Raw genomic sequence first — 14,156 nt, 5'->3', positions numbered from 1 at the left:
TTGCTACGGGTGCTTTTTTGTTGTCTTCAGGGATACGGACAAAAGGAGGAGCGAATTAATGAACGCACTAAAGTCATTCCCCTTACTACTACTGGTGATCCTGCTATCGTTAAGCACATCAACGGAAGCTTTTGCTGCAGCAACGACTGAATTAACACCCTCTATTCAAGCGGCTTTTGATCTAACAGCTGCGACTTCCGACGGTCCTACAAGGATAAAGATGACTAATCTGTACAATGATTTATCTACTTTAAAGATGCAATACTATAATCGTGAGGAGCAGATCCGAACCCTTCACTATAATAATGAGCAAACACTGATTGCAGTACGTAAGCAAATTAAAGAGATTGATTTAGAAACCGTAGCTCAACTGGAGGCTACCGTTAAGAGCTGCAAACAGCACTATCAGCCCTTATTCGACCAGTACAATGCGCTTAATAAGCGTATCAAGATCGCCAAGGGTCTTAAAAACAAGACGTTGAATACCGTATTACAAGCCCAAGGTGATGCTATGAAGATCCTGGTTCAGTTGGCACGCAAAGAAATTAGCGACAGACAGAATCAGTTGAATGCAGCGAAACAGACACGTACCCGAAAGATAACCTATGCCCGCAAAACCTTGTCTGGCATTGATAGTCCACAGGTCTCAATTAAATCAAACAAAAGCGTAGTCACCTCATTGAATAAACGGATTTCCGCGGATTGGAGTGACTTCAAAGCAGCGATTCGCAAGCAAAACCTTACATTAACCACTCAGTCTCTGTCCTCACTCGTCTCCGGTTACCGCCAAATCGCAACACACAAGCAAAAAATCATAGAATTAGAACAAAAGATTTCTGCTGTCATTGCAAATACGAGGAAACAGATCATTTAACGGACTTTTTCTTCTCATTCGCTCTGCGGTAAGCCATTACTTTGCGGTACATGCTTTTATCAGAAAGATGTTTAAAAATATACGGGTCCGGACTAGTATTCACTTCAATAATCCAAGGCGTCATGGATCTATCCAATCCTACATCGACACCAATCTGTCTAAACCCAGGATATTTCTTATGGTAGAAACGTCCGGTATCTTCTCCTAGCTTTCTCAGGATCTTAAGCATTTGCGCTTGCTGAGCTTCGTTCAGATAAGGAGACAGCAGCTTTTCCATAGCAGTTAGTTTGCCGCCGCTATGATAGTTGGTAACAATCTTACCTTTCTCAGCTACCCGACCGATCAGACCGGTAGTTTCCCATTTGCCCTGCGGGCTGAGCTGGACCATCACACGGATATCAAAGCGGTGTTTCCCGTGCTTTAGCAAAACTATTCCTCTCTGGATCAGGTAACTACGTCCACGCGTTGCTTTCTTTAAAGATAAATGGAAGGCGTCGAAGGTTCTAAAGGTTTTGAGTCTTGTTCCACTTTGGTACTTATATTCTGTTCCATGAGCCTCTCTACTCTGCTCAACCTTCATCACACCATTGCCATAGGTACCGTATTCCGGTTTAACATAAACCATTCCATATTTCAGCAGCATAGCTTTCAGATTGACTTTACTGAATTTTATCGTTTCGGGAATCAACGGTGAAATTTCAGCGCTTCGCATGAGCACCTTGGTTTTAATCCATTTGCTGGTCAATGCAGACTTTAACTTCTTTCCCAACTGTCCTCTCCCCTGTCCCTCAAAAAATAATCACGGCCTTAGTAAGCCTTAGTATTTTATGCTGCAACTGTACAAATGGCATGAGTGAAACGCCCTCTCCGCTTTCGGATGTATCTACTGTTTACTGTGTTGCATATGGTGGAAGAGGATATCCATTAGCGGATAAAAGGAGGCGTGAACCATGCACATTTGTATCATTGCACCGGAGCAGTTCCCAGTTCCGGGAGACGGTTCTGTAGAAATCTGCATTTGGGCCATTGCCAGAAGACTGGCGGAGAGACATAAGGTAACCATTGTTAGTCGGAAGGTACCTGGACTACCTGCTGCCATTATATTGGAGCAGGTCAGAATTATCCGATTGCCTGCAAGCACCCCAGCCCATTATCTTACTTCGGTATTAGAATACATTCAGAAAGAATCCTTTGACATCATTCAGGTTGATAATCGCCCCCATCTTATGTCTGCTGTAAAGAAGCAGCTTCCTCATATCCCGGTATTTCTGTTCCTGCACTCGCTTACCTTCACACCGGGTACAGATAAAGTGGCCAATGCCTTGGCAAAAGCGGATCTGATCATTGCCAACAGCCACTCCTTACAGCGAAGATTGGATCGCCGCTTCCCGCAACTGACCACAGGGATTCATATTGTCTTATTGGGAGCTGATCTTGACCGGTTTACCCCTGTGCAGTTATCTGAAAAACAACAGCTTCGTAGTTTCTACAAACTCCCGCAGACCTTCACAGTTTTGTTCGTGGGTCGGGTTATACCCCGCAAAGGAGTGCCTATATTAATCCGTGCTATGTCGCATTTAAACAAACACCTCCCCGCTCATCTGGTCATCGCCGGCAAAGGCAAACCGTCGTACATACGGCAGTTGAAGCTCCTTGCACGGCGGCTGAGAGTGTCTGTTACTTTTCTAGGAAATGTGGCTCATGAGAATATTCACACCCTTTATCAGGCGGCAGACTGCTTTGTATGCCCTTCCCAGAACCATGAATCCTTCGGTCTTGTTAATGTAGAAGCTATGGCCTCCGGTCTACCTGTTATCGCTTCGAATAATGGGGGCATCCGAGAGATAGTCGCCTCTGGCCATAACGGTTATCTGGTAGAACGATATCGCGAGGCTTTACCCTTTGCCCGGTATTTGCTGCGGATAGCCCGCCATCCACAATTGGCAGTTACCATCGGATCACAAGGGAGAGCCGACGCGCTTGAGGCCTTCAATTGGCAGCGTACAGCAAACCATTTAGAACAGCTGTATCAAGCTTCTGCAACACCACAGCAAGGGTACAGAACTCTTGCAGATGGAATGCAATTGTAGACTCACCAAAAGTAGGGGCCTCCTAAGCTATTAACTGGCTGCTGGGTCCCTTTCTTTTTGGAGCTTGCTTGAGCTAAGCACCAATCTCCGAATGAATTAGGTAACATATGCGCATACAAGGTAGCTATCGGACACAGCTGACCCCAAACGCAGCTTTATCCCTCATTTGCAATGCTAAAGAACCCTATAACCACTATTGGCATGAAAAATGTCCCATATGAACGTCATCCATAGGAATAACGCCAGTGGAGTCCGCAAACATGTTCCAAGGGTCAAAAACTAACAAACAACGTCATATGGGTCCTTAAGCCTCAGAGGAGGATTATTACTCCACGATGCAGACAGGCCATGAGCAACAACAAAAAGCAGCGATCCTCCCTCACGGGAGAATCGCTGCTCTGCTTTGTTTCCGGATTTTACAATAAATAGGTAAGTTTCATTCAAATCAATTGAATAACTGTAAGCACAAGCCCTACGACAAACCCGCATAAAGCTCCGTTCACACGAATCCATTGCAGATCTTTACCCACTTTATCTTCCAGCATATTCACTAGACTAGCGTCATCCATGCTGTCCAGATTCTCTTTTACCAAAAGACCTATTCTGTAGTGGTTAGCCTCTACAAAGGCAATTAGCGAAGCGCGAATCCGCTCTTCCCAGCTACTGATCCATTCTAGTTCCTTGCCAATACGACGTACAAGCAGGGTATATAACGTGAACAGCTTGCGTCCGCCAGCCGCCCGATCTTCCTCCAACAGGGAAATTGCTTTGCTGCGAATGTTCTCCAATTGCGCATGCAGGAATTCGGTTGCTGCTTCGCCTTCAAGCTCATTCAGTGCCCATTCTTTTAATGAAGCCAGTCTAGCCTCGTCATTAACAATCTGGAACAGGGCCACTCGAATCTCGCGGATAATCTCTTCACGGTATGGGCTATCCTCTTCCCGAAAATCGCGGATACCGGACTGCAACATACCTTGCAGCATTTCACCAAGCATATCTGCATCCATAAACCCGACAAAAGCCTGAAAAGCCATACCTTTAAGTCCGCCAAGCTTCACTTCAGCCAATTTCTCGCTGGCAATCTTGCCCAGCATAGCCTTCGTTTCAGGACGTCCGCTCCAAGTAGACACCCCTTCCAGCGCATAGTCTAGAGCAGCTACATCTTTACCGTCATTCATTAACTTAGTAACTATTTTATCAGCCGCAACGCCAAGCTCAGCTTCACGAACATATTCGGAGGCTGCCTTTTGCAGAAACGGTACTGCCTTCTCTACCGGAAGACGAGACACGAATTCGCCAAGCTGCTCCAATATTTGTACTCTTGCCTTCTTTTTACTAAAGAACTTTGTCAGTAGCTTGGAGCCCATTGATATAAAGCCAAACTTACGCAGCTTGTTCTCAATGCTTTCCTTGTTAAGAAGCTCAGTCTCCATCGCGGTGATTAGTGATTGGATGATCTTATCGCGATTCTTGAGCAGTAGTGAGGTGTGTGGAATACGTAGCCCCATCGGATGGCGGAACAGCGCCGTTACCGCGAACCAGTCGGCAATCCCCCCTACCAAACCGGCTTCGAAACCACCTCTCAGTAGAATCACGGCTAGGTTTTCAGGTAGAAACAGTGTAAGCAGAAACCCACATGCCATAAAGGCGAGTGACATGGTGGCTAAGTTTTTGGATCTCATAAATAGTCCCCTTTACATAAGCAGCTGCCGATGTCCTTACACAGGAAAAATACCGTCGGTCACGTTCCACGAACATAAGCTGACGATAGATTCGGCTAGTCGGTTAGTTTGATAACTATTGTACCACGACTGAACTATTATCTAAAAATATACTGTAAAAACCTCTTATCTCTTGTTGGACGTTCATTATTGTACAGTTGCATGAAAATGGTTTTTGGTTTTCAGAATATTAATGATAAGATACAAGTAACGTTTCAATACCCCTTAAAAAGTACCACTTTACCTGGAAAAGGAGCTCATACAATATGCTGATTGCTTTAGATATGGATGGAACATTACTGAACGAAGAAGGAAACATCAGTCCAAAAAACCGCGAAGCTATTATAAAAGCTCAGAAACTAGGTCACATTGTTATCATTGCCACAGGCCGCTCTTTTATGGATGCAGAACGTCAGCTTCGGCTAGCGGATCTGGAATGTCCTGTAGTCAGTCTAAATGGCGCAGTCGTCACATTATCTGATCGCACCCTCGCGGCAAGCACGCCGCTGAATAAAGCAGACATCATTCCCGCTCTGCGCTGGATGAACGAAATTCCGGACTTGTATTACGAGGTATACACTGAGGATAACGTTTATGTAGAGCTGAACAAACGTGTACGGTTAGAGAAATTATCTGCACTAAGCGATGAAGAAGTTCCTGAAGAAGTCAGCTGGCTGCTGAAAGCAATGATCGATCAACAGTTTCAACAAGCAGCGGTTACCTATGTGGAGAGTATGGAAGAGGTGTGGAGCAAGGAGGAAAATGTTATTTATAAAACATTGGCTTTTTCTCTAAACCGAGAGCTGCTCAAGGAAGCTTCCACCCGCTTCGCAGCTATTCCGGGCTTAATTATTACCGCCTCCCATGTAAATAATATCGAGATTAACCATGAAGAGGCCAACAAAGGCTCCGGTGTAACCATGCTTGCTGACCATTATGGTATCCCGCTAGCGGATGTAGCTGTCATGGGCGACAGTTATAACGATCAGCCGATGTTCGAGAAGGCCGGCTACCGGATTGCTATGGCTAACGCAGCGCCAATTCTTAAGGAAATGGCGGAATTCATCACCACCAGTAATGAGGAAGACGGAGTCGCGGCAGGAATTGAGCATCTTTTGAAAAGAAATTCTAAAGAATAATTTCTGTATAAAACAGTGAATGCACAAATAGCACCGTGGGCAGTTCTGCTCACGGTGCTATTTGTGGGTTTATTTTTGCTAGGTAGGGGGCTTCCATCACACTTTAGGTTTAGATTTAGCTTGTGGTTTAGCTTGTGGCTTACCTATAGCTTACTTATCGCTTTCCTGTAGCTTACTGTGGCTTGCCTATTGCATCCCCCGTCCCTCTCAAGAATTAGTTGTACTTCGTACAGTTAAATGCCCTCTTTTAGGCGCTAATTCGGATTTAATTGCACTCTGTACACTTATATTCAGCAAATCTATTCAAAACGTAAAAATTCGCGATTTTTAACTGTACAAACTACATCTAAATCGCAAGGGATTCGCTACTCCACGAAATAGTTGCACTGAATACATCTATTTCACTTCAGCCGGTCAATCTCCCCATGTCTACAACTGCCTCCGGGTTAAAGCGAACTACCTTTCCATTCATCCCAAATCATCAAGGAAGCTCCCCTCCCCCTCCCATTCAGCAGACACTCGTACGTAGTCATCCACCTCAGGAAATTCCAACAGTTCAATAATAATCAATTCGAGCGCTGTAATGGCCCGCAGTCCATGCTTCGTACCAGCAGGTACCGTGACCGTGTCCCCGGCGGCAACCGCATGAAGATGGCCATTCATCCGGTATTCTCCATTTCCAGAAAGAAAAGACCAAACTTCCTTAGTATGCCGATGAAAATGGTAGCTGGTGTGCTCGCCTGCCAAAATAGTTATTTTAGAGGTCGTAACCTCAATACCTGCCGCCGTACGAGAGAAGTCCAAAATGCGTGAGGTGCCCCAGCGTTTTTCTTCAATCATCGGCTTCGCTGCAGGGCCCGCCAGCTTCTGCTTAATTCGTTTTGCCTGCTCTATCCCAGCAACCAAAATACCATCTGGCCCCGACGCCACGATTAAACCAGGAGCGCCGATGATATGCACAGGACAAGAGAGTTCGTTGATCAAATGGGTACCTTTTGAATCCTCAGAAATACTCCCACTGCCAATTACTCTTCCTTGCAAATGGGGAACAAGTGCATCCCAGCTGCCAATATCCGCCCACACCCCAATATAGGGGATGACAACCGCTCGCCGCGTGTGTTCTAGCACCTCATAGTCAAAGCTTCGTTCTGGCAATTGATCATAATGCTCCATAAACTCCAAGTAATCTACTGGAAGATCCCGTTCCACCATACTTGAGAGCAGGTACCCTAATGAGCAGGAAAACACGCCGCAATTCCACAGTCCTCCCTGAGAAATAAACTCGGCGGCTGTCGATTCGTTCGGTTTCTCCGCAAACTGCTTAACATTTAAAAAAGACGTCCCCCCTACCCCAGACCCTTCACCCGGCAGAATATAACCGAACTGTGTAGAAGGAAATTCAGGTAAAACACCAATTAAAGCAATGTCCGCTTGTGATTCGGCAAGCACACTTGGAAATTGATGAAGCTGTTTAAAAAAAGAAGTCTCCACATACGAATCCACCGGAATGACCACTACGATCTCTTTTGAGTCCATACCCTTCACAGAATGCAGATAACTTGCCGCCAGAGCTACTGCAGTAAAAGTCCCCCGTTTCTGCGGCTCCGCTAATAAAGGGACTTGAGCACCAACGGATTTGCGAGTAATCTCCACCTGACTGCGATGAGTCACTATGCAACTTGAATCCAACAAACCTACCTCTTCCAGCCCTCTGCATACCCGCTCGATCATCGACTCCATACCGCCAGCTTCTGTTGGAAGCAGCCTTAAAAAAGCTTTTGACCTGATCTCATTTGATAGCGGCCACAACCGCTTCCCCGATCCCCCTGAAAGGAGTACGATCTGCAACCCTATCGCCCCCCTGCGCTAGATTTAGCCCCCGGTGTTCTCACATACCCCTTTCGTTTATGAAAAGACAATGATCTATACTTCTCAGCCAGCTGATTCACTTTCTGCTTGGATAGCTGTCCTGCATTCATATGGAGACCTTTATTACGCGCTTTTTGAATCTTCATTCCCTCGCGATTCTTCGAATACAGGTAATTGGCATAGGTTTCGAATTCGGAAAAGGCAAATTGCTTGGAGCGGTTCATACTGTGTAAAATAGCTCGATACCAGGGCATTTGGTGTTTTGCTTCTATCTCTCTTTTCATTTGAGCCAATTGACTGCGTTCAAACAGCATATAATGGGTCACAAATGACGATTTTGCGGTCACCTTGCGGCCCATGAGTTTCTTATAGGTTACAAAATACTGTGGTTGGCTCCAGTTCCGGCTGTAAAAGAGTGTCTTGCCATTTGCCCGAAAATGGTGGGGGGTGATCAGAACGGTATCCGCATCAATGACCAAAAAATAATCCGCCGTGCAGAGCTTGTCGCCATTCAGCTTCAGCAGCTGTTGGAATAGCCAGCCGGAACGTTCCCAGGTGCGTGAGCGGTAATGAATGTCTTTTTTCGTAATCGGCAGCACCGTATTCTCGTCAATAAAGGTACAGCCTTTTGTGCGGCAGAACTCAATCATCCGTTTCTTTTTGGGAGCAACAATTAATATCCGGCCGATGGGATGCTTAACCTGCTTTCTAACAGCGTCAATCACATGGGGAAGGGTCTGTAAATCTTTTTCAATCGCGGGAATCAGTACATCTATAGTAACGGCATGTCTGATGCGGGCCTTACTGGGCGAGGGCATAGGGTCATCTCCATATCATGTTTTTGCTTTAGGATATGAGCATGATAGGAAAAGGGAATGGGCATCACAGAATTGTTCAGGAGAGTGGCAAATGTGCGCTGGACAAGCCTGCGATGCGCGGGCAGAAATTTTTATATTATAAAAATAGAAGCAGACCTGCACCCGGCGCCCTTTACTGGGGCAAATATGCCTCTCTTTCCGCTTATGGAGGCGGATTTGCCCTTATTTAGGGCATTTTTGCCTCTCTTCCACGTCGCTGCTCCTCTTCTGCTCATTTCTAGGGCATATATGCCTCTCTTTTCGCTTACGGAGGCGGATTTGCCCTTATTTAGGGCATTTTTGCCTCTCTTCCACGTCGCTGCTCCTCTTCTGCTCATTTCTAGGGCATATATGCCTCTCTTTTTGCTTATGGAGGCGGATTTGCCCTTATTTAGGGCATTTTTGCCTCTCTTCCATGTCCCAGCTCCTCTTCTGCTTCTTTCTAGGGCATATATGCCTCTCTTTTCGCTTACGGTGGCGGATTTGCCCTTTTCTAGGGCGTTTTTGCCCCTCATTCCGCCCACGCAGCCACGATCCATCCAATCTACGGGATTTATACCGTACATTCCGCCCACGCAGCCACATTCCAGCTAATCTACGGGATTTATACCGTACATTCAGTCCACGTAGCCACTTTCCAGCTAATCTACGGGATTTATACCGTACATTCAGTCCACGCAGCCACTTTCCATCCAATCTACGGGATTTATACCGTACATTCCGCCCACGCAGCCACATTCCAGCTAATCTACGGGATTTATACCGTACATTCCGTCCACGTAGCCACATTCCAGCCTATCTACGGGATTTTTACCGTACATTCCGCCCACGCAGCCACATTCCAGCTAATCTACGGGATTTTTACCGCACATTCCGCTCACGCAGCCACAATCCAGCTAATCTGCGGGATTTATACCGTACATTCCGCCCACGCAGCCACAATCCATCCAATCTACGGGATTTATACCGTACATTCCGCCAACCCAGCCACATTCCAGCTAATCTACGGGATTTTTACCGTACATTCCGTCCACGCAGCCACTTTCCAGCTAATCTACGGGATTTTTACCGTACATTCCGCCCACGCAGTCACATTCCAGCCTATCTACGGGATTTATACCACCGTTGTGTCCCACTCCCACACCAATCCCCAGATTTTTACTGGCTCAATATCCAACACTTTTCCTGTGCAGTAAAAAGCCTGGGATGGTATATTGTAGATTGGCTAAATTTTCGGCACATTTTAAGATGAACTCAAACATCATAGAACTAGATTTGTTGAGATCACTCTATACAGAAATAATGAAGGTGAATCTATTGAATAAGCTTTTATTTCATAATATCCCACTGGGAGCTACTGGTGAGCGGATCCCGCAAGCGGCTGTGGCCTCAGCGCAGACAAGCCAAGAGCTGGTGAAGCGGGAGGATGAGGACTCCGCTTTTTTTCGCAGGCTGGAAGAAGGCGGCATCTTACTCAATCGTCCGCAGATTTCTGCGGTACGGCATCATAAAGGGCCGCTTCTAACACTGGCCGGCGCAGGCTCCGGCAAAACCTCGGTTCTGATCTGCCGAACCGGTTATTTGTTGTCCGTGCGCGGTGTCTCGCCAAGTCAGCTGCTATTGCTGACTTTTTCGAGTAAAGCTGCGGCGGAAATGCGCGAACGGATCGCCCTATTACCGGGAGTAGGCCCAGCGGACGTCGCGCGGCTGCAGGCCCGCACGTTTCATTCCTTTTTCTTATTTTTCTTGCGCAGACAAGGATTGCAGCAAGAGATTTTCAGTGAGACGCGGCGCCAGCACATCCTGTTGAAACAAATCATGCGTGAGCTAGGGCTACCTAAAGATGCCTATCCACCGGAAACGCTACTCTCCCTGCTCTCTTCCTGCAAGATGAACATGGGTACCGTAGAAGGCTTGCCTGAAGGAACCACCGCTGAAAAAGAAATGAAATCCATTCTGGAAATCTACGAACAATGGAAACTAGACAATTTTAAAATCGACTTCGACGATGTCCTCTTAATCGCCTATCGGATGCTAAAGGAGCGTCCTACGCTTTTACAGGAATTGCAGATGAGATATCTATACGTGATGGTGGATGAGTTTCAGGATACCAATGCCCTGCAATACGAATTAGTCAAAATGATTGCTCACCCACAGCATAATCTGATGGTCGTTGGCGACGATGACCAGACGATTTATTCCTTCAACGGGGCACGCAGTGAATTCATTCTGGAATTCGAGAAGCTGTACCCGGGAGCAAGGGTTATTACACTTGATATTAATTACCGTTCTGGTCCAGCTATAGTCGGACTCGGCAACGGTATTATCCGGCACAATACGCGCCGGCGTTCCAAAACCCTGCAAGCTGCCAAAGGCAGCGGGAGTCAGCCCCGGTATATGCGTCCCCAGACAGCAGACGAGGAAGCCGAGCAGATGGTTGAGCATATTTTAAACGAGGTTTCGAGCGGCAAAAGAGAATATAGCGACTTCGCCATGTTATATAGAGCGTCCAGCAGCAACCGGGCCGTTCTGGAATTACTTCTTTTACGCGATATTCCCTATATTGATTATGGAGAAGGGCAATTACTGTACGAACACTGGCTAATTTCCCCGGTCGTGGATCATATGCGTCTCTCCGTGAATCGGCGGAATTTTGCGGCTATGGAGAACATCCTGCCTACTCTTTATATGAACCGTGAAAAAGGTATGAATCACATCCGGCAGATGGAAGCCAGACAACCAAAGCAAGGCCCACTAATCCATCTGTTGTCCATGCCCGGCATGGAGGATTTCAAGGGCACTAAGCTTAGAGAGCGGCTGGATCTAATTCGCAATATGCGCGAGTTAACCCCAGTCCAAGCGATTCGCCAGATCCGCACGCAATTCTATGATTATTTCATCGAAGCGAATGAGCGGCATCAAGCAACCTTGCATCGCGAAACGTTAAAAGAAATGCTAGATGAACTAGAATCGTCTGCAGAGCGATTTGATAGTATTCCTGCCTTTCTGGATTTCATAGATAATGTTACGGAACGTAATGAACATAATCGTCAGCCAAGCACCAAAGAACAAGGGAATCGGATCGCGCTTATGACCATTCACAAATCCAAAGGATTAGAGTTTCCTGTGGTCTTTTTGATTGGAGCCTCTGAAGGAATTCTCCCGCATAGCTCCGCCCTGGAGGGCGACCGGCTCAAGGACCGCAAGCTGGCCGCTGCAAATAGTGGAAGTTCAAGCTTGGCTGCCCTGGAAGAGGAGCGAAGACTCGCTTACGTAGCTGTTACTAGAGCGCGGGAAGAGCTATTTATCAGTTCACCTGCGAGGCATCGGGGCAAAAAAGCAGAGGTCTCCCGCTTCATGTTATCAGCCTTCCGCTCTTCCGTTTCTTCCACAGCAACGACTACGGTGAGCAGAACAGTGACAACAAGATCCTTACCTACCAGCCGGACAACTGCGACAAGAACCCATGTCGTTGCGGTATGGAATTGTACCAGCAGTACCTGTCCTGGCTGGACACGCATGAAAGCGGGCGGAGCTGAGGATCATTTAACCTCAAAGCCCTGCCCGTTATGTAGTTCCCCTATGGCAAAGGACCAACGAGAAGTTCCTGTATGATTCAACGCAAAAAAAGCAAGTTTCCTCTTCCCTGGAAACTTGCCTTTTTTATAAAAATATAGGTTTAAGCTGGAGTTACTACCGCTTCTTCTTCCTCTTCTTCATGCACGGTCTTGATCTGGATCATTACGGTTGACGGTTCGGTCAACACTTCAATACCGTCCTTGAAGATCAGATCAGAGACGAGCAACTGGTCGCCAATATCCAGTCCGCTGATATCCACTTCCATGGAGGTAGGAAGATCTTCAGGCATACAGCGAACTTCCACTTCATAAATTTCAACCTGAAGCGTACCGCCTGCTTTAATCCCTACGGCTTCACCTGCAAAATGAATAGTCACCTTGCTGTCCATGCTCTTTTTCATATTTACATGTTGGAAATCAATATGCAGAATTTTGCCGGACAGGGTATCCTTCTGAATGTTCTGAACCACGACCGGAACCTCTAGCTCTTCCGATACCTTACCTTGCAGAATTGCGCGCGGATTCTTTTTGAGAATGTCCAGAAGTTCTTTTTCATTCACTTCCAACGTCAGAGTCTCTTTACCAATACCATATAATACAGCCGGAATACGTCCTTGCTTACGCGCCTGATTGATGTTGGACTTGGTGTCAGTCTTACGTGTGTTGAATTGAATAAACTTATTCATTGGGTTTCCCGCTCTCTTTGACCATAAATTCTTGTCACACTAAGTGTAACATGACCATATAATCTAGTCAAACCAACTGGAAGAATGCTAGGATTCGTATTCGTCAAAAGGGTCCGCGATCTCAATCTCATATGCTTCAGCATCACTCACCCCTACAGATAATACCGCCCGGCCTCCTCCAAGACGTTTCAAGCCACCGCTAAAGATGACATCCTCCAGTTCTTTGCGCTTGCCCGGGCCCGCCGGAAAATCACTGCGGACTGCAATTATTTTGACCGGAGTTGCTTTATAAGTCTCAGGATTCAGCGAAAAAGCCATGGCATAATAGTGTTTGTTTCCGGCGCTATCGAAGCAGGCAATGTGGCCCAATACGCCCACCATTCCACCCCGCAGCAGATGAGCTTCATTGGCTCCCCCCCACTCTTCGGGCACGAATTGATCCTGAAGCACCTCGGCATCAATAAAGGTCTGCTCATTCAGTTCGTCCAGCGAAGGAATCACTGTGAACCCAATCTGTCCTCGCCCACCCCGTTCGCCCTGTGGCCGGGTAAATACGCCTACACTGCCATTATCAAGCTCGATAAGCCGGATATCCTTCATCGTGCCGGGACCTGAAGAAAAGTGGGTTAAAGAATCGATGTGATACCCCCTGTAGAATTGGGTCACCCAGGAGGTAATCCGGTGCGGATCATCCGCTGCCGTAATCACTTCCACCCCGCCCACAATAAGTTCCCCCCTGATCCGGGTCCAGCACGGGTCCTGTAAATTGTACGTATGCGTATGCGCACGAGGCCTCCAGACTCCATCATGGCATGTAAAAAAGAAGACTTGAGAGAACTCACTGTCCCGTTCCTCAACTCTTCCCATTAGTACTTCCTCCCCGTTATACATAAACGGGGCGGTTATATTATAGACATCCCGGTGCCCGACACCGGTGAACGTCAGTTTGTTTACTATGGTTGTACCGCGTCCGGCATGATATGTATCCAGAAGCTGCTTACAGGTGGCTGTCCGTGCCGGGTTCCTTGTCATCATCGTCCTCCTCATAATCATTTGAACGATCGATTACCCAATCGTTGTCTTCCGCATCCATGGCGATCAGCTCGCCGGGCTGGACATTAAAGTATACACATAATTTTAGCAGCAGATCCCTTGGATACTGCACCATCTCATTCTTGTACATTCGGCGTACTGAATCAAAGTGGTAATTGATCTCTTTGGCAAGCTTACGGATCGATAATTTCGGATCATGCCTCAGCATGACCTCGCTCAGTTTACTGCGTATGACTGGCATTCATCCACCTCCTCCCATAATATATCCGCACTCACCCAAGGAGTCAAT

At 46.9% G+C, this 14,156-nt stretch carries 13 protein-coding genes; 4 read left to right on the top strand and 9 right to left on the bottom strand.

Features of this window, described 5'->3' with window-relative positions; all coding sequences use genetic code 11:
* Positions 1-58: 58 nt before the first annotated feature.
* Complete coding sequence (locus MHH46_RS01735) at positions 59-874, top strand: hypothetical protein (protein WP_076124719.1); 816 nt, start codon at positions 59-61, stop codon at positions 872-874.
* Here MHH46_RS01735 and MHH46_RS01730 read toward each other — a convergent pair.
* Positions 867-1,643: a YheC/YheD family protein gene (locus MHH46_RS01730; RefSeq protein ID WP_232061115.1), complete on the bottom strand. Its 777-nt coding sequence runs from the start codon at positions 1,641-1,643 to the stop codon at positions 867-869. The two genes, MHH46_RS01735 and MHH46_RS01730, sit on opposite strands and share 8 nt — an antisense overlap.
* A 181-nt stretch (positions 1,644-1,824) precedes the next feature.
* Between MHH46_RS01730 and MHH46_RS01725 the strand changes: the two genes are divergently transcribed.
* The gene (locus tag MHH46_RS01725) at positions 1,825-2,964 is read left to right on the top strand and encodes a glycosyltransferase family 4 protein (RefSeq protein ID WP_076192679.1); all 1,140 of its coding nucleotides are present in this window, start codon (positions 1,825-1,827) and stop codon (positions 2,962-2,964) included.
* A gap of 440 nt (positions 2,965-3,404) precedes the next feature.
* Here MHH46_RS01725 and MHH46_RS01720 read toward each other — a convergent pair whose 3' ends face one another.
* Positions 3,405-4,646 carry a DUF445 domain-containing protein gene (locus MHH46_RS01720; protein ID WP_076124723.1) on the bottom strand — a complete coding sequence of 414 codons (1,242 nt, stop codon included), beginning with the start codon at positions 4,644-4,646 and terminating at the stop codon, positions 3,405-3,407.
* Positions 4,647-4,951: 305 nt separating this feature from the next.
* Between MHH46_RS01720 and MHH46_RS01715 the strand changes: the two genes are divergently transcribed.
* Positions 4,952-5,824 carry a Cof-type HAD-IIB family hydrolase gene (locus MHH46_RS01715; RefSeq protein WP_076124725.1) on the top strand — a complete coding sequence of 291 codons (873 nt, stop codon included), beginning with the start codon at positions 4,952-4,954 and terminating at the stop codon, positions 5,822-5,824.
* Positions 5,825-6,292: 468 nt separating this feature from the next.
* On the opposite strand, the gene MHH46_RS01710 is transcribed toward MHH46_RS01715, so the two are convergent.
* From MHH46_RS01710 to MHH46_RS01695, 4 genes are all read right to left on the bottom strand, one after another.
* Positions 6,293-7,672, bottom strand: a complete 1,380-nt coding sequence (locus tag MHH46_RS01710) for a sugar phosphate nucleotidyltransferase (protein ID WP_076124727.1) — start codon at positions 7,670-7,672, stop codon at positions 6,293-6,295.
* A gap of 2 nt (positions 7,673-7,674) precedes the next feature.
* Complete coding sequence (locus MHH46_RS01705; RefSeq protein WP_076124729.1) at positions 7,675-8,511, bottom strand: DUF6492 family protein; 837 nt, start codon at positions 8,509-8,511, stop codon at positions 7,675-7,677.
* Between the two features lie 131 nt (positions 8,512-8,642).
* Positions 8,643-9,089 (bottom strand): hypothetical protein, encoded by a 447-nt coding sequence (locus tag MHH46_RS01700; protein WP_405132556.1) that lies wholly within the window; start codon positions 9,087-9,089, stop codon positions 8,643-8,645.
* A gap of 322 nt (positions 9,090-9,411) precedes the next feature.
* Positions 9,412-9,543 carry a hypothetical protein gene (locus MHH46_RS01695; protein ID WP_405132555.1) on the bottom strand — a complete coding sequence of 44 codons (132 nt, stop codon included), beginning with the start codon at positions 9,541-9,543 and terminating at the stop codon, positions 9,412-9,414.
* Positions 9,544-9,867: 324 nt separating this feature from the next.
* Here MHH46_RS01695 and MHH46_RS01690 point away from each other — a divergent pair, with 324 nt between their 5' ends.
* On the top strand, positions 9,868-12,165 hold the full coding sequence (locus MHH46_RS01690; protein WP_076127058.1) for a UvrD-helicase domain-containing protein: 2,298 nt from the start codon (positions 9,868-9,870) through the stop codon (positions 12,163-12,165).
* Between the two features lie 64 nt (positions 12,166-12,229).
* On the opposite strand, the gene MHH46_RS01685 is transcribed toward MHH46_RS01690, so the two are convergent.
* The 3 genes from MHH46_RS01685 to MHH46_RS01675 form a co-directional block, all read right to left on the bottom strand.
* A complete protein-coding gene (locus tag MHH46_RS01685) occupies positions 12,230-12,814 on the bottom strand; it encodes a 50S ribosomal protein L25 (RefSeq protein WP_076101172.1) in 585 nt (194 codons plus the stop codon).
* Positions 12,815-12,901: 87 nt separating this feature from the next.
* Positions 12,902-13,849 (bottom strand): DUF1861 family protein, encoded by a 948-nt coding sequence (locus tag MHH46_RS01680; RefSeq protein WP_139330081.1) that lies wholly within the window; start codon positions 13,847-13,849, stop codon positions 12,902-12,904.
* Complete coding sequence (locus MHH46_RS01675) at positions 13,812-14,108, bottom strand: helix-turn-helix transcriptional regulator (protein WP_076127054.1); 297 nt, start codon at positions 14,106-14,108, stop codon at positions 13,812-13,814. Before MHH46_RS01675 ends, MHH46_RS01680 begins: the two co-directional genes overlap by 38 nt.
* Positions 14,109-14,156 lie beyond the last annotated feature (48 nt).

Origin of the sequence: Paenibacillus sp. FSL H8-0175 (assembly GCF_045040615.1) — a bacterium.
Taxonomy (GTDB): Bacteria; Bacillota; Bacilli; order Paenibacillales; family Paenibacillaceae; genus Paenibacillus_AQ; species Paenibacillus_AQ odorifer.
Note: the sequence above shows the minus strand (reverse complement) of the source record. Positions and strands in the feature narration are given on the sequence as shown.

What these genes read in the sequence shown, in the direction of transcription:
- MHH46_RS01735 (WP_076124719.1), top strand. Translation starts at nt 59, where the DNA reads ATGAACGCACTAAAGTCATTCCCCTTACTACTACTGGTGATCCTGCTA.
- MHH46_RS01725 (WP_076192679.1), top strand. Translation starts at nt 1,825, where the DNA reads ATGCACATTTGTATCATTGCACCGGAGCAGTTCCCAGTTCCGGGAGAC.
- MHH46_RS01720 (WP_076124723.1), bottom strand. Translation starts at nt 4,646, where the DNA reads ATGAGATCCAAAAACTTAGCCACCATGTCACTCGCCTTTATGGCATGT.
- MHH46_RS01715 (WP_076124725.1), top strand. Translation starts at nt 4,952, where the DNA reads ATGCTGATTGCTTTAGATATGGATGGAACATTACTGAACGAAGAAGGA.
- MHH46_RS01705 (WP_076124729.1), bottom strand. Translation starts at nt 8,511, where the DNA reads ATGCCCTCGCCCAGTAAGGCCCGCATCAGACATGCCGTTACTATAGAT.
- MHH46_RS01700 (WP_405132556.1), bottom strand. Translation starts at nt 9,089, where the DNA reads ATGGATCGTGGCTGCGTGGGCGGAATGAGGGGCAAAAACGCCCTAGAA.
- MHH46_RS01695 (WP_405132555.1), bottom strand. Translation starts at nt 9,543, where the DNA reads ATGTGGCTGGGTTGGCGGAATGTACGGTATAAATCCCGTAGATTGGAT.
- MHH46_RS01685 (WP_076101172.1), bottom strand. Translation starts at nt 12,814, where the DNA reads ATGAATAAGTTTATTCAATTCAACACACGTAAGACTGACACCAAGTCC.
- MHH46_RS01680 (WP_139330081.1), bottom strand. Translation starts at nt 13,849, where the DNA reads ATGATGACAAGGAACCCGGCACGGACAGCCACCTGTAAGCAGCTTCTG.
- MHH46_RS01675 (WP_076127054.1), bottom strand. Translation starts at nt 14,108, where the DNA reads ATGCCAGTCATACGCAGTAAACTGAGCGAGGTCATGCTGAGGCATGAT.